Origin of the sequence: Streptomyces sp. 142MFCol3.1 (genome assembly GCF_000424945.1) — a bacterium.
In the GTDB taxonomy this organism is placed as follows: domain Bacteria; phylum Actinomycetota; class Actinomycetes; order Streptomycetales; family Streptomycetaceae; genus Streptomyces; species Streptomyces siamensis.
The window spans coordinates 1-18,408 of sequence record NZ_AUKV01000007.1 but is presented as its reverse complement, the minus strand read 5'-3'; the positions used below and the strand labels follow the sequence as shown (position 1 = coordinate 18,408).

Here is an 18,408-nt window from a genome sequence, read left to right as displayed (position 1 = left end):
CACGTCCTTCTGGTTCGTTCCGGGGTGGGCAGGTCTCCCGTCAACCCCGGGTGCCAAGAGGGCGTCCGCGCGGGTCGCGTGTTGGGGAGGCACGCCGCCCGCGTCGCGGCCGCCGCTCTCGTCGATACATGGGCGGCGGCCGCCCGTCGCCGGCTGCGGGAGGATCACGCGTACCGCCGTCATCGAGAACCTGGCTCGACCGCGTCAACCACCGCCCCGGCAACGGCGAGGAGCGCCTGCCCTCGGCATGACCGACGACGCTCTGCGGGGCGTCCAGCGGATCCCCGGGGCGCTCCGCTAGTCCTCCTCCACGGGAACCCGCCAGGTCAGCGTGGTGCCGCCGCCGTCGGCCGGGCTGGACAACTCCAGCTTGCCGTCCAGCTGTTCGGCCCGCTCGGCCATGTTGCGCAGACCGCTGCGGCGGCCGCCGGACGGGATGCCCACGCCGTTGTCGCACACCGTGAGCCGTACCTCGTGTCCGTCGGTCTCGAGACCGACATCGGCGCGGTCGGCGTGCGCGTGCCGGGCGATGTTGGTCAGGGACTCCGAGAGGACGGCCACCACGTGGTCGGCGATCTCCTTCGGCACGTCCGTATCCAGCAGGCCCTCCATGCGCACGCTCGGGGCGAAGCCCAGGACCGGAGCTGCCTCGCCGACCGCGCGGACCACACGGGCCCGCAGGCCGGCCCCGGCGCCGCCGTCATCACGCGACCGCAGGCCGAAGATCGCCGACCTGATGATCTTGATGGTCTCGTCGAGATCGTCCACCGCTCGCAGCACGCGGTCGGAGGCCTGCGTGTGCTCGATGAAGCGGCCGGCGCTCTGCAGCGTCATTCCGGTGGCGAACAGCCGCTGGATGGCCAGGTCGTGCAGATCCCGGGCGATGCGGTCACGATCCTGGAGCACCGCGATCTGCTCGGCGTCCTTGCGGCGTTCCGCAAGCTCCATGGCGATCGCGGCCTGCGCAGCGAATCCCTGCAACGGCTCGGTCTCCTTCTCGGAGAACACCGTCTGGCCCGCCGCGCGGACCAGCAGCACCACGCCTCGCACGCCGTCACCGGCGCCGATGGGGACAGCCACGGCCGGGCCCATCCCGGTGAAGCGTGGCGCGGTGGCGGAGCCCTCCGGTGCGATTCCCCTCCCGCCGCGTCCGTCTCGGGAGATGTCCGGGCTGGTGACCGGCGTGGCGCTGGAGAAGGCCTCTCCGATCAGATGGTCGTCGGCGGGCACGACGAGCCCGCGGTGCGTCTCCGACTCGTGTCCGATGGCGAGTTCCACCATGAGCGCGTCGGTGTCGGCCATCGGCACCGCGACCACCGCGAGGGCCGCGGCGGTGATCTCCCTCGCGCGTTCGGCGATCAGCCCGAGCACTTCGCCGCGGTCGCTGCCGGACATGAGGCTGTGGGTGATCTCGGCGTTCGCCCGCAGCCAGCGTTCGCGCAGCCGGGACTCCTCGTACAGGCGGGCGTTGTCGATCGCCACGCCGGCCGCCACGGCCAGCGTCGACAGGACCGACTCGTCGTCCTCGTCGAACTGCGCCCCGCCCCGCTTCTCGGTCAGGTACAGGTTGCCGAAGACCTGGTCACGCACGCGGATCGGTACACCGAGAAACGTGTTCATCGGCGGATGGTGTGCCGGGAAGCCGTACGAAGCTGAGTGCGCGGAGAGTTTGGGAAGCCGCAGCGGCTCGGGGTGCCGGATCAGCTCGCCCAGGATGCCGTGGCCCTCCGGGTAGGGCCCGATCTTGGCGATCTGCTCCTGGCTCACGCCGACGGTGAGGAACTCCGACAGCCGTGTGCCGTCCGGGCCGATCACACCCAGGGCCGCGTACTCCGCCTCCACGAGGACCGCCGCGGCCTCCACGATGCTGCGCAGCGCCTGCTCCAGGTCCAGCTCGCGGCCGACCGAGAGCACCGCCTCCAGCAGGCTGTGCACCCGGTCCCGGGTGCCTCGCGCGGCGTCCAGGCGGGCCTGCAATTCCTCCAGCAGCTCGTCCAGCCGCAACTGCGGCAGCCGCACCCGGGCGCCCTCGGGGGCCCTCACCAGCGATTCTTCCAAGGCCCTCACCCTGCCGACGGCTGATCATCCTCGTCCGGGTCACGTTATCGGCCCGCGGGAGACGACGGTATGCGATCAGGGTCACTCGACGGAGAGGAAGGCCTGTCGGCCGGTGTTGCCCGGCCGCTGTCCGGAACCAGCCGTGACTTCTTGTCAGCCTTGGGACTTCAGCGCCGTGCCTACCGCTGCCGGTCCTGGACCTGGGTGGCGATGACCGCGGCCTGGATGCGGCGCTCCACGCCGAGTTTGGCCAGCAGACGGGAGATGTGGTTCTTCACCGTTTTCTCGGCGAGGTAGAGCCGCTGGCCGATCTGGCGGTTGGTCAGTCCCTCCCCGATCAGGCCGAGGATCTCCCGCTCCCGCTCGGTCAGACCAGGCAGGGCGTCCGGCTCCTCCTCCTTCTGCTGCCCGTCCCGAAGGCGGGCCATCAGCCTGGTGGTGGCGCTCGGATCCAGCAGGGACTGGCCGCGGGCCACGGTGCGTACCGCGGAGACCAGGTCCGATCCCTGGATCTGCTTCAGGACGTATCCGGACGCGCCCGCCATGATCGAGTCCAGCAGGGCCTCCTCGTCGTCGAAGGAGGTCAGCATCAGGCAGGCCAGCTCCGGCATGCGCGAGCGCAGTTCCCGGCACACGCTCACCCCGTCACCGTCGGGCAGCCGGACGTCGAGGACCGCCACCTGCGGGCGCAGCGCGGGGACGCGCACCAGGGCCTGCTCCACGGTGCCGGCTTCGCCGATCACATCGATGTCCGGCTCGTCGTCGAGCAGGTCGCGCACGCCCCGTCGTACCACCTCGTGGTCGTCCAGCAGGAAGACCCGGATCGGGCTGTCCGGGCCGGGCCGCTTGCTGTCCGCCATCACTTGCTCCCTGGTTCCGCGTTGCTGGTGGATGTCCACTCGTGACCGTATCGGTCTTCGTACCGGGATCTTTCCCGGATCCGGGCCGAAGGGGCAGGGCCGGTCGGCCCTGTTTCCAAAGAGCCTTGCAGGGCCGGACGTAGTCGCGTCGTGCGGGGGCGAACCGGCGGGCCGGTCACATCCACGTGGAGGACCGCATTCCCTGCGGGCTCCTCGGCAGTCGGACCACAGCGCCGATGAGTGCGTCCGGCGGCCCTGCGAGGACAAGCCCTACGGCCCCGTTCCCGGGGCCTGACAGCCCTGGGCCCGCGCCGGCCCGCGCAGAAGTCTGAAGCCCTGCCCAACGATCGAAGGAGCGGAGCAGATGACCGCGAAGGACACCGGCACGCACGTCCCCTCCACCGTCGCCGTACAGGTGCGAGCGGAAGGCGATGTGGACGAAGAGGCACTCGCCTACGTCCGGACCAAGGTCGAAACGGCCCTCGACAGGCCCGGAGTTCCCGAGGTCAGCGGCGAGGTGAGGATCGTGAAGGCCGCAGCGCACCACGCCGAGCAGCCCTGGTCCGCCGGTGCCGAACTCGTCGTGGGGAAGGCCCTCGTGGTCGTGCACGCGCAGGAAGCGACGGCACATGAACTGGCCGACCGGCTGCAGGACCGCCTCCGCAGCCAGATCACGCGGGTCCTGCACCGCAAGGAGGCGGCCCGCAGGTCGGCCACGCCCCCTCCGTGGCGTGGGGGCCGGCTCATCAGAGGGCGGGATTAGAGCCCCCCGGCCCCGCGGTGTGAGGCGGATCGGCCCTCCCCGGGGGTACGTCCGGGCCCTGCACCGCGGCGCAGGGTGACCGCGAGGCTGAAGGGGCGACGTGCCGGCCCGTGGGTGCCGCGGGCTGAGGAACCGTCACCCAGCGGGGAGCCAGGCCTGTCGCCTCCCGCTCGCACCGTGAAGGAGGGAAGCGCCATGGAAACGCGCACCGTCGGCGAAGTCATGACCCGCGAGGTCGTCCGTGCAGACCGGCAGACGCCGTTGGACGAGGTGGTGCGGCTGCTGGAGCGCCACCGCATCCGCGCGCTGCCGGTCGTGGACCACGACGACAAGGTGGTCGGGGTGGTCTCGGGTGCCGACCTCGCGCATGGCACTGCGGCCACGACCGCGGGAGAGCTGATGGCGACTCCGGCGGTCACCATCCACCCCGAGCAACACGTGCCGAACGCCGCGCGGCTGATGGAACGTCAGCATGTTGATCGTCTGCCCGTGGTGGACGAGGAGGACCGCCTCATCGGGATCGCCACCCGCCGCGATCTGCTGCGGGTCTTCCGGCGTACGGACGATGAGATCCGCCGGCAGGTGATGGAGGAGGTCCTGGCCGGCGCGCTGAACCTGCCACCCGGCGCAGTCGCCGTCTCGGTCCGGGACGGCATGGTCACGCTGGAAGGACGCCTCCACCGTCGCAGTGACGTCCCCCTGGCCGTTCGGTCGACCTGGGGTGCGGAGGGTGTCGTCGGTGTGGTCGGCAAGCTCGGCTTCGACATCGACGACAGCCGCCCGGCACAACCTGCCCCGCACTGAATCGTCCTGCGCCGGCCACCCGGCGGCACAGGACGCACGGCGATGAATCCAGGACCGGCCCCTTGACCGAGGGGCTCACCCAGCCTGTTCGAAGCGGTGCCGGTCAGCCCCCGGAAGGGACCATCGGCACCTGGGAGAGGGGGCGAGACGGGACAAGGGTGAAGACGCGAGCGCCACCGGTCCCCCGCGGTGCCGCTCATGTCCGCCCGCCGCCGGCCACCCTCGGCGGCCCCTCGTCAACGGAGGCGCACCCCATGACCCGTCACGACGCCGGAACCGAGGCAACGTCCGCCACCGGCGCGCCGTCCGACATCGCCATCGCCGTGGACCAACTGGTCACGAACGGGCTCAAGGCGCTCGCCGACTACGACGCCCTCACCCAGGAGCAGGTCGACCACATCGTCAAGAAGGCCTCGGTCGCCGCCCTCGACCACCACACCGCGCTCGCCCGCCTCGCGGTGGAGGAGACCGGGCGTGGCGTCTTCGAGGACAAGGCCGCCAAGAACATGTTCGCGTGCGAGCACGTCACGCACAGCATGGGCCCGGTGAGGACGGTCGGCGTCATCGCCCGCGACGACATCGAGGACATGATCGAGGTGGCCGAACCGGTCGGTGTGGTCTGCGCGGTCACGCCCGTCACCAACCCGACGTCCACCACCGTCTTCAAGGCCCTGATGGCGCTGAAGACCCGCAACCCGATCGTGTTCGCCTTCCACCCCTCCGCCCAGCGGTGCAGCGCGGAGGCGGCCCGGACCGTGCGGGACGCGGCCGTCGCCGCCGGCGCGCCGGAACACTGCGTGCAGTGGATCAGAACCCCGTCCGTCGAAGCGACCGGCATCCTCATGCGCCACCCCGGCATCTCGCTGATCCTCGCAACCGGCGGCAACGCCATGGTCAGGGCCGCCTACTCGGCAGGCAAGCCCGCCCTGGGAGTCGGTGCCGGCAACGTCCCCGCCTACGTACACAACAGCGCCAAGCTGCGCCGCGCCGTCAACGACCTGGTGCTGTCCAAGTCCTTCGACAACGGCATGATCTGCGCCTCCGAACAGGCCGTCATCCTGGACGACGACATCTACGACGCGGCACTGACCGAGTTCCGCACCCTGCACGCCCACCTCGCGACCGCCGAGGAGAAGGCGAAGCTGGAAGCGTTCCTGTTCCCGACCGGCCGGGCGAACGCGGGCTGTGAACCCAAGGTCAATGCCGCGGCCGTCGGCCAGAGCCCCGCATGGATCGCCGAACAGGCCGGCTTCAGCGTCCCGGGCGGCACCTCGCTGATCCTGGCCGAGGCCGAACGGGTCGGCCCCGACGAGCCGTTGACCCGGGAGAAGCTCTGCCCGGTGCTCGCCGTGCTGCGGGCCCGCTCCGAGCAGGAGGGCTTCGACCTGGCCGCCGACATGGTCGCGTTCCACGGTCAGGGCCACACCGCGGTCATCCACACCGAGGACCCCACGCTCGCGGAAGCGTACGGCCGACGCATGAAGACCGTACGGATCATCGTCAACGCCCCTTCTTCGCAAGGTGCCATTGGCGGCATCTACAACAGCCTGCTGCCGTCACTCACGCTGGGCTGCGGCTCCTGGGGCCACACCTCGGTGTCCAACAACGTCTCCGTCGCCCAACTCCTGAACGTCAAACGGGTCAGCATGCGCCGCAACAACCTGCAGTGGTTCAAGGTTCCGCCGAAGATCTACTTCGAGCCGCAGTCCCTCCGTTATCTCGCGGCCATGCCGGACGTCCACCGCGTCACGATCGTCACCGACGCGACCATGACCCGCCTCGGCTTCGTCGACCGCATCAGCCGGGTCCTCCAGCGCCGCCACGAGCCCGTCACCGTGCAGATCATCGACAACGTCGAGCCCGAGCCGAGCATCGACTCCGTCCAGCGCGGCGCCCAGCTCATGCGGGACTTCCGCCCGGACACGATCGTCGCGCTCGGCGGCGGCTCACCGATGGACGCGGCCAAGGTGATGTGGCTGCTGTACGAGCACCCGGACGTCGACTTCGCCGACATGCGGCAGAAGTTCTCCGACATCCGCAAGCGCGCCTTCCGCTTCCCAGTCCTCGGCGCCCGCGCCCGCCTGGTGTGTGTGCCCACCACCTCCGGAACCGGCGCGGAGGTCACCCCCTTCGCGGTGATCTCCGACCCGGCCACCGGCAAGAAGTACCCGCTGGCCGACTACGCCCTCACGCCCAGCGTGGCCATTGTGGACCCGCTGCTCACCGCGGACCTGCCCCCGGCACTGGCCGCCGACAGCGGCTTCGACGCCCTCACCCACGCCATCGAGGCGTACGCGTCCGTGTACGCCAACGACTTCACCGACGGCCTCGCCCTGCACGCGATCCGTCTGATCTTCGGCAACATCGAGGCGGCCGTGAACGACCGCGCGAGCCGCCCCGACGCGCGGGAGAAGATGCACAACGCCGGCACCATCGCGGGCCTGGCGTTCGGCAACGCCTTCCTCGGCATCGTCCACGCCATGTCGCACACCCTCGGCGCCACGTTCCACATCGCGCACGGGCGTACCAACGCGGTCCTGCTGCCGCACGTCATCCGCTACAACGGAACCGTGCCGGCCAAGCTGACGGGCTGGCCCAAGTACGAGAACTACCGGGCTCCCGAACGCTTCCAGGACATAGCCCGCGCCCTGGGCCTGCCGGCCGCCACCCCGCAGGAGGGAGTGGAGTCGCTGGCCGGCGCGGTGGAGCGGCTGCGGGACGCCGTGGGCATCGAGGCCTCGTTCCAGGCCCTCGGCATCGACGAGCGATCCTTCCTCGACGCGCTGCCCCAGCAGGCCCTGAACGCCTACGAGGACCAGTGCGCCCCCGCCAACCCGCGGATGCCCATGCTCGACGACATGCAGGACATCATGCGCACCGCCTACCACGGGGCCGGGCAGGGCCGGCCGGACGCCGACGAGGGCCGAACGGCCCTGGCATGAGGAGCTCCGGTGCGGTTCCAATGACCTGATCGAGCCTGCCCGTGGGCCCGCTGAACCCGGGTGCCACGGGCAAGCAGCCGTCCACAGCCCGACTCGAAGGGACGACGCGCATGCCGTAGCGGCACCCGGCCGAGCCGCGGCGGCCGGTCACCGGCCGACAGCATCCGCGCGCCGGCCGAAGACGCACAACAGTGAACAACGAAACCGTACGGAAGCCCGCCATGACCATCGACCACGCCCAGACCCTTCCTCCCGGACCACGCCGGAGCATCGAGATCGACAGGGACGAAGCCCTGCGGCTGCTGGGCAGCGTGGCCTTCGGGAGGATCGTCTTCACTCGTCACGCGCTGCCGACCATCCGCCCGGTCAACCACATCCTGGACAACGGCGACATCATCATCCGCACGCACGAGGGCGCGGCGCTGACCTCGCGCGCGCGGCAGGCGGACGGCCAGGGCGTGGTCGTCGCCTATGAGGCCGACGCCATCGACCCGGACAGGCACCTCGGCTGGAGCGTGACGGTCACCGGTTACGCCCACCTGGTGACCGAGCCGGAGGAGTTGGCCCGCTACCGTGCGCTGCTCAACCCGTGGGTGAACCAGACCATGGACTACGCGGTCCGCATCCGCCCGGACTTGATCACGGGCCTCCGGATCACCGACGCGAACACCTGACTGGGGCGCCGAGCCGCCGCTTTCGCATTCGGCGTCGTCGCACCGCTTGGGGTACGGCAGCCGCCGGCTCCCGGCGTCGGAGCCGCCTTGCCCCGGTCATGGGCAGCCGGGAAGCGTACAGCGGGCGTGCGCAGTTGCGGGCACAGGTGGCGTTGAGCGGCTTTTCAGTGCCGCGGCCGGCAGTTGCACGCCGTGAGGCTGCACACGCTGACGCCGTCCCCGACCAGCCGGTTCACACTGCCCTCAGACCGTGCTCTCGGAACTGTTCGCGCACTCGTCGCGTCAGCTCCGGATCGGGAACAGGGGTGTCGCGCAGGGGGAAGGGGATACCGAGAGCGTCGTACTTGTGGGCGCCGAGCTTGTGGAACGGCAGGACGTCGACCCGGTCGACGTTGCCCAGTCCGGCGACGAAGCGGGCGAGGCCGTCGACGGCTTCCGGGTCGTCCGTCCAGCCGGGCACGAGGACGTAGCGGATCCACACCGGGACGCCGAGCCGGTCCAGGCGAGTGGCGAAGTTCAGGGTCGGCGAGAGTTCGCCTCCGGTCAGTTTCCGGTAGGTGCGGACGTCGAAGGACTTGATGTCCAGCAGCACCAGGTCGGTGTCGGCGAGCAGTTCGTCGCTCGCGCGATCGCCGAGGAATCCGGAGGTGTCCAGGGCCGTGTGCAGACCGAGTTCCTTGCAGCGGCGGAAGATCCCGGCCGTGAACGCGGGCTGCAGCAGGGCCTCGCCGCCGGTGAGTGTCACTCCTCCGCCGGCGGCGGTGACGAAGGGCCGGTACTTCTCGATCTCGGCCATCACCTCGTCGACGGTGGCCGGCTTGCCGTCGCGCATGTGCCAGGTGTCGGGGTTGGCGCAGTACAGGCAGCGCAGGGGGCAGCCGCTGACGAAGAGCACGAACCGGGTCCCGGGACCGTCCACGCCGGTGGACAGGTCCCAGGAGTGCACCCGGCCGGTGAGCTGCCCCGGCGCCGGGAGCGCCTGGCCTGTCACCGGCTTCGCCGCGGTGTTCACAGCGCCCCGTGGAAGGTGCGGCTGATCACGTCGAGCTGCTGCTCGCGGGTCAGGCGGACGAAGTTGACGGCATAGCCGGACACCCGGACGGTCAGCTCCGGGTACTTCTCCGGGTGTTCCATGGCGTCCTCGAGCGTGGCCCGGTCCAGGACGTTGACGTTCATGTGGAAGCCGCCGGAGGCCGTGTACGCGTCGAGGATGCCGACCAGGTGGCCCGCACGCTCGGCGGGGTCATGGCCGAGCCCCTCGGGTGTGATCGTCGTGGTCAGCGAGATGCCGTCGCGGGCCTGCTCGTACGGGAGCTTGGCCACGGACAGGGCCGAGGCGGCCACCCCGTGCCGGTCCCGGCCGTTCATCGGGTTGGCGCCGGGCGCGAACGGGGCGCCGGCGCGGCGGCCGTCGGGCGTGTTGCCGGTGTGCTTGCCGTACACCACGTTCGAGGTGATGGTCAGCACCGACTGCGTGTGCTCGGCGCCCCGGTAGGTGGGGTGCTCGCGCACCTTCGCCATGAACGACTCGACCAGTTCGGCGGCGAGCGCGTCCGCGCGGTCGTCGTTGTTGCCGTACGCGGGGAAGTCGCCCTCGACCTCGTAGTCCACGGCCAGCCCGGTCTCGTCCCGGATCACCTTCACCCGGGCGTACTTGACGGCCGAGAGGCTGTCCACGGCCACCGAGAGGCCGGCGATGCCGCACGCCATGAACCGGTGCACGGGGTGGTCGTGCAACGCCATCTCGATGCGCTCGTAGGCGTACTTGTCGTGCATGTAGTGGATGACGTCGAGCGCGTTGACGTACGTGGCCGCCAGCCAGTCGAGCATGTGGTCGAACGCAGCCCGCAGTTGTTCGTAGTCCAGGTACTCGCGGGTCAGGGCGGGCGCCTCGGGAGCGACCTGCTCTCCGCTCATCTCGTCCCGGCCGCCGTTGATCGCGTACAGCAGCGCCTTGGCAAGGTTGACCCGGGCGCCGAAGAACTGCATCTGCTTCCCCACCGCCATCGCCGAGACGCAGCAGGCGATCGCGGTGTCGTCGCCGGTGCGCGGCCGCATGAGGTCGTCGGACTCGTACTGGATCGCGCTGGTGTCGATGGAGACCTGCGCGCAGAACTGCTTGAAGCCCTCGGGCAGCCGCGGCGACCAGAACACGGTGAGGTTGGGCTCGGGCGCGGCGCCGAGGTTGTACAGGGTCTGCAGGAAGCGGAAGGAGGTGCGGGTGACCAGGGTGCGTCCGTCGGCGCCGATGCCGCCGATGGACTCCGTCACCCAGGTGGGGTCGCCGGAGAACAGCGCGTCGTACTCGGGGGTGCGCAGGAACCGGACGATCCGCAGCTTGATGACGAAGTCGTCGATCAGCTCCTGGGCGCGGGTCTCGTCGATGGTCCCCTCGTCCAGGTCCCGCTGGAGGTAGACGTCCAGGAAGGTGGAGGTGCGGCCGAGCGACATCGCGGCGCCGTTCTGCTCCTTCACGGCGGCCAGGAAACCGAGGTAGAGCCACTGCACGGCCTCGTGCGCGGTGGCGGCGGGGCGCGAGACGTCGCAGCCGTACGAGGCGGCCATCGTCGTCAGTTCGCCCAACGCCCGGATCTGCTCGGCCAGTTCCTCGCGGTCACGGATGACGTCCGGACCGGAGGGCTGCGCGTCCAGCAGGGCCCGCTCGGCCCGCTTGGCCTCGATCAGCCGGTCGGAGCCGTACAGCGCGACGCGCCGGTAGTCGCCGATGATCCGGCCGCGGCCGTACGCGTCCGGCAGCCCGGTGATGATCCCTGCCTTGCGGGCGGCCCGCATCTCGGGGGTGTAGGCGTCGAAGACGCCGTCGTTGTGGGTCTTGCGGTAGGTGCCGAAGACCTTGGTGACGAACGGGTCGGGCGCGTAGCCGTACGCCTTCAGACCGGCCTCCACCATGCGCAGGCCGCCGTTCGGCATGATCGCCCGCCGCAGCGGGGCGTCGGTCTGCAGGCCGACGACGAGTTCGCGCTCGCGGTCGATGAAGCCCGGCCGGTGGGAAGTGATCGTCGAGGGTGTGGCGGTGTCCACGTCGAGGATGCCCTTGAGCCGCTCCTCGGGGAACAGGGCACTCACCTTGCGCCAGACGGCGAGCGTGCGCTCGGTGGGGCCGGCCAGGAACTCGGGACCGCCTTCGTACGGCGTGTAGTTGGCCTGGATGAAGTCACGCACGTCGACGGATCCGCGCCAGCCTCGTCCGGCGAAACCGCGCCAGGCCTCGGCGGGAGCGTCCACGTCTGCACGGGTTGCCACGGTCATCACTGCCTCCGCATCGTTCGCGACACCGTTCACGGAGGGTCCCGTGCGCGGCTCCACTGTCGATGCTCGTCCGTCGCCGCTGCCCAGAGCAGGGCCTGCGGGAACCCGTTGCCGCGCTGTCCGGCCCCTCCCGATGGGGCCGATCGGTCCCTGGCGCGGGTGGCGACGCCGGTGCTCAGGCGGAGAGACGCACGCCGTACAGCGTGCGGCCGATCGTCGGTGCGGTCGTTCTGTCCGTCCCGGCCGCAGGGGTTGGTGCGGTGTCCATGCGGCCGAGAAAGAACTGGCGCCCATTCCCGAGCAGACTGCGAGGACGGCCGGCGCGGCCTTCCCCCGCGGCAGCCTGCCCATGCGGGTCCGTGACCATCTGGCCGAGGTCTTCGACGACTCGTTGTTCACCGATGCCTTTCCCGACCGCGGGGCACCCGCCCAGTCCCCGGCCCTGCTTGCCCTGGTGACGGTGCTGCAGTTCGCCGAGAACCTCACCGACCGGCAGGCCGCGGACGCGTCGCGGGACCGTCTGTCGTGGAAGTAGGTGCTGGGCCCGAATTTTGACGGGACATTATCTGTGTCCCCCCAGAGGTGACGGTGATCACGATTGCAAGAATTACTGGCCAACGATTGATCATTCGTTGTAGGTTCTCGGTGTGCCCATCCGGTCGGCTGACCACCGGAAATCGGATGGCGCTCAGGGGGTAGTGGTCCAGCACTTGGAGTCCGTCTCGACCTGTTCGGCCGAGGCGTTGTTCGGTGATTCCGGCGATGGCGGAAAAGTGTGCACCGCGGTATTCGACAGGCTGCCCTCTGCGGCGAACGACCATCGATATCGTGGAGGATCTCTCTATGCGCAGACTGCTTGCCGTCTCCCCGCTCGTCACCACCGTTGTCGCGGCCGTGTTCTCCATGGGGGTCGCCGCTCCCGCCCAGGCGGCGAGCGGATGGACCGCGCACGTGCAGTGCACCAAGATGCGCATCTCCGACAACAGCGCCCACGGGTTCGTCCAGGGTCATGGCTGGGCGAAGACCCAGCCGGACGCGTGGAAGGCGGCCATCAAGGACGCCAACGACCAGATGCGCGAGGGCTATCGTGCGAAGCACTGCACGAAGAAGGACATCACGAGGGGCTGACGGGTATGAGAACGCGCACCCTCAGCTTCGGGCTGTACGCGGACGAGCGCGGGCTGGCCTGGGCCAGGAACCTGGTCGGGGAAGCCGTGGCGTCCCGCAGCGCGCGGATCGTCGAGGAGAACGTCGCCCACACCGTATTCGGCAGCGAGCTGACGACCGCCGATGTCTACGGCTTCCTGGCGGAACAGTGGGCCGTCGAACACCCAGGCGAGAGCAGCGGGGCGCGCGAGCCCGTGGAACTGTCCGTACGCATGGTGTGTTCCCTGCGCACCTGGCGAGCCATCCGTAAGGCAGTGATCAGGGCCCTGTGCCCCGAGGGTCCGAAGCCGCACGCCTGCCGGGTTCCATGGATCGCCGCCTGAGACGGTCCGGCCAGTAGCTGCATTTCCGGCGCAGATTCGTTTCATTCGAGATTTTCCAGAATCCCCTCGCGTGCCAGGGTGAGAACTGGCGAGCCGGCATGTCCGTCTTGTAGCCGACAGGACGGTCCGCCCTTTTCCGAATGGGCCCGGCTCTGCCCCGCGTCGACCGACAGCGGTATTTCCTCGTCCGTGAAAAGCGGATCGAGCATGCCTGCGGTACGCCCCGAGGTCGACAGTCCATCAGGATAGCGAAGTGAAAGTGAGTCACTCATGACGATAAAGAACGGGCTCAAGGCCGTCATCGCGGCCGGTGCCCTCCTCACTGCCGCCGCCGCTCCCGCGCTGGCTGTGTCGGAGGACGTCGGCGGTGGCAGATGGAGCCACGACGTCGGCGCCAACTACGTGTACTCCAACTACTTCCACAAGAAGAATTGGCACGCCTCCTCGGTGGAGGGCAAGTACTGGGCCAAGAGTGGCTGCACCAAGGAGAACGTGTGGTCCAAGGCGTCGGCTGAGAAGGCGAACACCATCAGCCACGCCTACTACGACCCGGCCTGTTGACGCCCGGTGCTCGTGGCTGACACAGCCATGAGCCGCTGACAGGCGCCTCTTCGGCTGCGGGGGATCCTCCCCCGCAGCCGGAGGTGCCGCGGTTCCCCCCGCCCCCCACGACATGCGCGCTCCCCGAGCGCCCGGACCTAGGTAGTCGATGCTCCACCGAGGTATCAAGTTCGTCCATGTCGCAGTGCTGGTCTTCTCGGCGATGCTCGCCTTCCTGTTCGTGCGCGGGCTGGACGAGCAACTGGTGCTGGGCAGTTCGGCACAGGTCTGGGTGTTCAAATCCGACGACTCGGTGAACGGTGCGCAGGTCACCCGTGCCGTCGCCCGGTTCGCCGAGGAGCACCGGGTCACGGTGGCGCGTGAACTGCCCGACCTGAAGAACCCCGACCGGCTGCGGCACCTGTACCTGACCACCGGTGACCCGAAGTCCGACGCCGCCTCGTGGCTGACCGACGGATATCCCGGCTTCAGCGGGCACATCGAAACCGAGGTGCACCCGCTGGCCGAGATCGGGCAGCGGGACCCCCGCGGTTTCTACTACGTCTTCGGCGCGCCCGGCGCCGCGGACATGCTGACGGCCGAACTCGCCCGTCTCGGCATGACCGCGAGCGCGCAGCACCCGCTCGCGTCCGGCGACCTGGCCGCGTCCTTCACGGACGACGACCTCTTCTGGTCCTTCGGCGTGGTCGCGCTCGCCGCCGTGACGATGACGGGCGCGAGTGTGCTGCTCAGCGCGCGAACCTACGGGGTGCTGCGCCTGCAGGGCAGGTCGTTCACCGACGTCCTCCTTCGCGACCTAGGACAGCTGGCGGGATTCTGGCCGGTCGCGGCCAGTGCCGTCACGGCAGGGGTTCTGGTCTTCCTGGGCCTCTACAACGGCTTCGCCTGGCTGGGCCTCTTCGCCGCCGTGGCCGCGTGTCTCGCCGTCCTGCTGGTCCTGTTCGTGCTGGCCGCCCATGCCGCCGTGCTCACCCTGACGTTCAAGGTCGAGGTACTGCGCGCCCTCAAGGGCGAGTTGCCCGCCAGGACGGCCTTCCTCGCCACGTACCTGGTGCGCGTCCCCGCGGTGCTGCTCGCCCTGGGGTTCGCCATGGACGTCACTCTGGCGGGGCAGCACGTGCTGGCCCGCCAGGACAACCAGGACGTCTACGCCAAGGCCGGTGACGCCGTCACCATCCGCCTCAACGGCAGCTGGGGTGGTCACACGGGCGCCGTGGTGACGCACGTGGGCCGGTGGCTGCGCAAATCCGACGCGGCGGGCGAGATCGTCGTCGCTGGCCGCCGCGATCTGCAGAGCGTCTCCACCGACTCGCGCCTCCCCGAGGGGGAGATGCTCGTCGTCAACGAGGCCTTCCTCGCCGAGCAGCCGGTCCTCGACCCGAACGGGCGGCGGTACACCCCGGTGCCGCACGACGGGAAGGCCCCGGAGGACCACGCGGTGCGGCTGATCCTTCCGCAGTCCCTGGCGCCGTACACGGCGGACATCAGGGCCACGGTCCCCGACGTGTTCGGCCGACTGGATCCGGCACTGCGCCGGCGGGTCGAGGTCGAGACGCTGCAGGCCAGGAGCGGTCAGCAGATCTTCGCCTACAACTCGGGCAACCTCAGCCCGAACATGGCGTACAGCCCGGACGACGACCGGTCGCTTGTGCGCGACCCGGTCCTCGTCGTGGTGCCCGACGGCTCGAGGATCCTGACCGACGACGCGTACACGACGTTCGCGACGCAGGACGGGATCATCTTCCCCGACCCCGGGGACGTCCTGCGTGCGATGGCGGCCCACGACGGTGAACTGCAGACCTACGTGGCAGCCGTGAACCCGGTGGGGCAGAACGCCGCCGCGCTGCTGCGCGACGCCCGCAACGCGTTCCGGCTGCAGCTCTTCGACCTCCTCGCGGCGACGGGCGTCCTCCTCATCACCGGACTCGGCGTCTGCGTCATCCATGCGCGCAAGAACGCGGACGCGATATTCGCGCAGCACATCAACGGCTGGCGGTTCGCCTCGATCCACCGCAACATCCTGGCCGTCGAGGGCCTCCTCGCGGTCTTCCTGGCCTGGTGGGTGCCCATCCGCGCCTGGCAGCAGAACCAGGAACTGAAGGACATCACCTCCCAGGGCATCCCCGCCCCCTACCCCCCTGTCCATGTCACGGCAATGGACCTCGCCACCATCGCCGGACTGGTCGCCGTCGAATTCTGCGCCGTTCTCCTCGCTCTCCGGGCGTTCCACCGGCGCATCGTCAAGGAGGGGGTGGCCGGGGCGTGAGCACCGCACCGGGCCCGTTTCCTCCGTCCAGCAGGAGCACTTCCGTGATCGAGATCGTCAAGCTGTCGAAGACCTTCGGCACCCGGACCTTGTGGTCCGACGTCACCCGCTCCGTCAGCCGTGGCGAGATGGTCGCCCTCGTAGGCCCCAGCGGCTCGGGGAAGTCCACCCTCCTCAACTGCATCGGCCTGCTCGACAAGCCGAGCTCGGGGCAGATCCTGTACGAGGGGAAGGACATCACCGGGTTCGGTCCGCGTGAGAGCCGACTGTTCCGCCGTGACGTCCTGGGATACCTCTTCCAGAACTACGCACTGATCGAGAACGCCGATGTGGCGGCGAACCTGAGGGTCGCGGCCGCACCACGGCGGTCCCTGCGCGACCGGAGCGAAACCGCTCTCGCCGAGGCCCTTAGCCGCGTTGGCCTGGCGGGGCGGGAGACCGAGAAGGTCCACCGCCTCAGCGGCGGCGAACAACAGCGTGTCGCGCTCGCCCGGCTCCTCGTCAAGCAGCCGGGCCTGGTCCTCGCCGACGAGCCGACCGGTGCTCTTGACCACACCAATGCCACGGTGGTCGTCGACATCCTCCGGGAGATGAGCGAGGCCGGCTGCGCAGTGCTCATAGCCACCCACGACGACCGCGTCCGCGACCGGTGCGACTCCGTGCTCGCCCTCCACGACGAGGCCCTGGCCGCCTAGATGAACAGCCATGTCACCGTCGCCCGCCTCCGCATACCCCTATGGTTGATTGCGTTGCCGTGGACCGTCGCGCTGGGGCTGTGGGGCCTGTCCCGGCAGCACAGCGTCTGGCGGGACGAAGCCGCCACCTGGCAGGTGGCCCTGCGGTCTGTCCCCGACATCTGGCACATGCTGGGGCGGGTCGACGCCGTGCACGGGCTGTACTACCTGCTGATGCACGGGCTGTTCACCTGCTTCGGGGCGAGCACCACCACCCTGCGGCTGCCCTCGGTCCTGGCCATGGGGGTGGCCGCCACCTGCGTGGCGGCCATCGGGCAACGCCTGGCGGGGGTGTGGGCCGGCCTCGGGGGAGGGCTAGCCCTCGGGCTGCTGCCGGCCGTGCAGTTCTACCTCCAGGAGGGCCGTCCGTACGCGATGGTGGCGGCCGGGGCCAGCGTCTCGACGCTGCTGCTGGTGACCGCGTTCGGCGAGCGCCGCGCAACGGGCCGCTGGCTGGCGTACTCGGGCACGGTCCTGCTGTGCGCCCTGCTGAACTGGCTGTCCCTGCTGATCCTGCCCGCGCACCTGGCGACCCTCGTCTGGGCGGGGGCCGGACGCAGGACCCTCGCACGCTGGGCGGTGGCTGCGGCGGCGGCAGCCACCGCAGCCTCGCCGTTGATCCTCTTCAGCCGGAGCCAGTCCGACCAGGTCTCCTGGATCCCCCCGCTGACGTGGCACATGCTGATCGGCCCGGCGGTGCTGCTGGCGATCGGTGGACTCTGCGCGCTGCTGGACGGACCGGAGGCGGGTCGGCTGTCGGTGGCGGCTGTCGGGCTGCCGCTGCTGACGGTGCCCCAACTCGCCCTCGTCGGGATCTCCGTCGTCAAACCCATGTTCCTGGACCGCTACGTGCTCTTCACGATGCTGGGCGTGGCCCTGCTGATCGGCACGGCGCTGGCCACGGCTGTGCGCGCGGCCGCGCCCCGGTTCCCACGTGGGGCGCCGTGGCTCGTCCCGCTGGCGCTCGTGGTGGCGGTGGCGGCGTTGATGCCGCAGTCCCTGGCCAAGCGGTCCCCCGGTAGCCGGGTCGACGACGTGCTGTCGGTGGCCGGTGAGGTACGGCAGTTGAAGAGGCCCGGCGATGGGGTCATCTTCATCCCGGCGGCCCGGCGCGACACGGCACTGGTCTCCCCCCGCGACTTCACCGGGCTGCGGGACCTCGCGCTCGCCGAGAGCCCCGTGGAGTCCGGGACGCTCAAGGGCGAGGAGGCCGGTCCGCGACGGATACGCGCCGCGATGCTGACTCACCGGCGCATACTCCTCGTCACCGACGCATCCCGCGTGTCCCGGCCGGTCTCCGCGGAGCGGGACAGGACCAAGGCCGCCGTACTGGCCGCCCACTTCACGGTAGTGGCGGACAAACAGGTCCGGGGCCGGCGCGTCACGCTGTACCAGCGTCTCCGGTGACAGATGAGAGGGCCGGTCGAGTGCGTGAGACACCAGCGAACGCCCCGCAGTACCGCTTTGACGGGCCAGCCGTCCTGGTCAGCGCCGACCCGGCGCTGCGCCGCTCTGCCGCCGGCTGCCTTCGCCAGGTTTTGTGCGCGGGCGAGGACCCGGCCGAGTTCGCCCAGCGGGCAGGGAACAGCGTGGAGGTTCTCCTGTCCCCGTGCGCGAGGTGTCTCTATGACCGGCGCAGCGCAGCGTTCAGTATTGCTCCGTCTCCACGAAATTCCCGTCCGCGTCGTCGTCCGCACCGAGTGCGGCGGCCGTGGGGTCGAATCCGGGCGGGCTGTCCTTCAGGGCCAGGCCCATGCCGGCCAGCTTCGCCTTGACCTCGTCGATGGACTTCGCACCGAAGTTGCGGATGTCCAGGAGGTCGGCCTCGGAGCGGGCGACGAGCTCACCCACGGAGTGGACGCCCTCACGCTTGAGGCAGTTGTACGAACGAACCGTGAGCTCCAGCTCCTCGATCGGCAGCGCGAGGTCGGCGGCGAGGGCGGCGTCCGTGGGGGACGGGCCCATGTCGATGCCCTCGGCGTCGAT

Annotated in this window: 17 protein-coding genes; 11 read left to right on the top strand and 6 right to left on the bottom strand. The window is 70.0% G+C overall.

Translation table 11 applies throughout. The annotated features are described in order from the left end of the window. Positions 1-297: 297 nt before the first annotated feature. On the bottom strand, positions 298-2,043 hold the full coding sequence (locus H305_RS0111575) for a GAF domain-containing protein (protein WP_028800527.1): 1,746 nt from the start codon (positions 2,041-2,043) through the stop codon (positions 298-300). 194 nt (positions 2,044-2,237) lie between these two features. After that, the gene (locus H305_RS0111570; protein WP_028800526.1) at positions 2,238-2,918 is read right to left on the bottom strand and encodes a response regulator; all 681 of its coding nucleotides are present in this window, start codon (positions 2,916-2,918) and stop codon (positions 2,238-2,240) included. A gap of 364 nt (positions 2,919-3,282) precedes the next feature. Between H305_RS0111570 and H305_RS0111565 the strand changes: the two genes are divergently transcribed. From H305_RS0111565 to H305_RS0111550, 4 genes are all read left to right on the top strand, one after another. Next, positions 3,283-3,681 (top strand): hypothetical protein, encoded by a 399-nt coding sequence (locus H305_RS0111565; RefSeq protein WP_028800525.1) that lies wholly within the window; start codon positions 3,283-3,285, stop codon positions 3,679-3,681. Between the two features lie 195 nt (positions 3,682-3,876). Next, positions 3,877-4,485 (top strand): CBS domain-containing protein, encoded by a 609-nt coding sequence (locus H305_RS0111560; RefSeq protein WP_107440003.1) that lies wholly within the window; start codon positions 3,877-3,879, stop codon positions 4,483-4,485. A 254-nt stretch (positions 4,486-4,739) separates the two neighbouring features. Then, positions 4,740-7,427, top strand: a complete 2,688-nt coding sequence (adhE, locus tag H305_RS0111555; protein WP_028800523.1) for a bifunctional acetaldehyde-CoA/alcohol dehydrogenase — start codon at positions 4,740-4,742, stop codon at positions 7,425-7,427. 221 nt (positions 7,428-7,648) lie between these two features. Continuing rightward, the gene (locus tag H305_RS0111550; RefSeq protein ID WP_199791385.1) at positions 7,649-8,101 is read left to right on the top strand and encodes a pyridoxamine 5'-phosphate oxidase family protein; all 453 of its coding nucleotides are present in this window, start codon (positions 7,649-7,651) and stop codon (positions 8,099-8,101) included. 232 nt (positions 8,102-8,333) lie between these two features. Here H305_RS0111550 and pflA read toward each other — a convergent pair whose 3' ends face one another. Both pflA and pflB read right to left on the bottom strand, forming a co-directional pair. Further along, positions 8,334-9,113, bottom strand: coding sequence for a pyruvate formate-lyase-activating protein (gene pflA / locus H305_RS0111545; protein ID WP_234020748.1), 780 nt, complete (start codon positions 9,111-9,113; stop codon positions 8,334-8,336). Continuing rightward, complete coding sequence (gene pflB / locus H305_RS0111540; protein ID WP_028800520.1) at positions 9,110-11,371, bottom strand: formate C-acetyltransferase; 2,262 nt, start codon at positions 11,369-11,371, stop codon at positions 9,110-9,112. The genes pflA and pflB overlap by 4 nt, the downstream gene beginning before the upstream one ends. A gap of 349 nt (positions 11,372-11,720) precedes the next feature. Between pflB and H305_RS53350 the strand changes: the two genes are divergently transcribed. From H305_RS53350 to H305_RS0111525, 3 genes are all read left to right on the top strand, one after another. Beyond that, positions 11,721-11,906, top strand: a complete 186-nt coding sequence (locus tag H305_RS53350; RefSeq protein WP_028800519.1) for a transposase — start codon at positions 11,721-11,723, stop codon at positions 11,904-11,906. Between the two features lie 308 nt (positions 11,907-12,214). After that, complete coding sequence (locus tag H305_RS0111530) at positions 12,215-12,499, top strand: hypothetical protein (RefSeq protein ID WP_028800518.1); 285 nt, start codon at positions 12,215-12,217, stop codon at positions 12,497-12,499. 5 nt (positions 12,500-12,504) lie between these two features. Next, positions 12,505-12,861 (top strand): hypothetical protein, encoded by a 357-nt coding sequence (locus H305_RS0111525; protein WP_028800517.1) that lies wholly within the window; start codon positions 12,505-12,507, stop codon positions 12,859-12,861. Between the two features lie 41 nt (positions 12,862-12,902). Here the strand turns inward: H305_RS0111525 and H305_RS53345 are convergent, their stop codons facing one another. After that, complete coding sequence (locus tag H305_RS53345; protein WP_158690516.1) at positions 12,903-13,133, bottom strand: hypothetical protein; 231 nt, start codon at positions 13,131-13,133, stop codon at positions 12,903-12,905. Between H305_RS53345 and H305_RS0111520 the strand changes: the two genes are divergently transcribed. The 4 genes from H305_RS0111520 to H305_RS0111505 all read left to right on the top strand — a co-directional run bounded on the left by H305_RS0111520 (position 13,132) and on the right by H305_RS0111505 (position 17,829). Then, on the top strand, positions 13,132-13,422 hold the full coding sequence (locus H305_RS0111520) for a lactococcin 972 family bacteriocin (protein WP_037763543.1): 291 nt from the start codon (positions 13,132-13,134) through the stop codon (positions 13,420-13,422). The genes H305_RS53345 and H305_RS0111520 overlap by 2 nt on opposite strands. Positions 13,423-13,570: 148 nt before the next feature. Then, the gene (locus H305_RS0111515) at positions 13,571-15,688 is read left to right on the top strand and encodes a hypothetical protein (protein ID WP_028800515.1); all 2,118 of its coding nucleotides are present in this window, start codon (positions 13,571-13,573) and stop codon (positions 15,686-15,688) included. 44 nt (positions 15,689-15,732) lie between these two features. Continuing rightward, entirely contained in the window at positions 15,733-16,383 is a 651-nt protein-coding gene (locus H305_RS0111510; protein ID WP_028800514.1) for an ABC transporter ATP-binding protein, read from the top strand. After that, positions 16,384-17,829 carry a glycosyltransferase family 39 protein gene (locus H305_RS0111505; RefSeq protein ID WP_028800513.1) on the top strand — a complete coding sequence of 482 codons (1,446 nt, stop codon included), beginning with the start codon at positions 16,384-16,386 and terminating at the stop codon, positions 17,827-17,829. Between the two features lie 240 nt (positions 17,830-18,069). On the opposite strand, the gene H305_RS0111500 is transcribed toward H305_RS0111505, so the two are convergent. Further along, the coding region (locus tag H305_RS0111500) for a DNA-directed RNA polymerase subunit alpha C-terminal domain-containing protein (protein WP_028800512.1) at positions 18,070-18,408 on the bottom strand (339 nt) is incomplete at its 5' end.

Coding starts and splice junctions, on each gene's coding strand:
- H305_RS0111525 (WP_028800517.1), top strand. CDS start 12,505: ATGAGAACGCGCACCCTCAGCTTCGGGCTGTACGCGGACGAGCGCGGG.
- H305_RS53345 (WP_158690516.1), bottom strand. CDS start 13,133: ATGAGTGACTCACTTTCACTTCGCTATCCTGATGGACTGTCGACCTCG.
- H305_RS0111505 (WP_028800513.1), top strand. CDS start 16,384: ATGAACAGCCATGTCACCGTCGCCCGCCTCCGCATACCCCTATGGTTG.
- H305_RS53350 (WP_028800519.1), top strand. CDS start 11,721: ATGCGGGTCCGTGACCATCTGGCCGAGGTCTTCGACGACTCGTTGTTC.
- H305_RS0111560 (WP_107440003.1), top strand. CDS start 3,877: ATGGAAACGCGCACCGTCGGCGAAGTCATGACCCGCGAGGTCGTCCGT.
- H305_RS0111515 (WP_028800515.1), top strand. CDS start 13,571: ATGCTCCACCGAGGTATCAAGTTCGTCCATGTCGCAGTGCTGGTCTTC.
- H305_RS0111530 (WP_028800518.1), top strand. CDS start 12,215: ATGCGCAGACTGCTTGCCGTCTCCCCGCTCGTCACCACCGTTGTCGCG.
- H305_RS0111550 (WP_199791385.1), top strand. CDS start 7,649: ATGACCATCGACCACGCCCAGACCCTTCCTCCCGGACCACGCCGGAGC.
- H305_RS0111520 (WP_037763543.1), top strand. CDS start 13,132: ATGACGATAAAGAACGGGCTCAAGGCCGTCATCGCGGCCGGTGCCCTC.
- pflB (WP_028800520.1), bottom strand. CDS start 11,371: ATGACCGTGGCAACCCGTGCAGACGTGGACGCTCCCGCCGAGGCCTGG.
- H305_RS0111565 (WP_028800525.1), top strand. CDS start 3,283: ATGACCGCGAAGGACACCGGCACGCACGTCCCCTCCACCGTCGCCGTA.
- H305_RS0111570 (WP_028800526.1), bottom strand. CDS start 2,918: ATGGCGGACAGCAAGCGGCCCGGCCCGGACAGCCCGATCCGGGTCTTC.
- adhE (WP_028800523.1), top strand. CDS start 4,740: ATGACCCGTCACGACGCCGGAACCGAGGCAACGTCCGCCACCGGCGCG.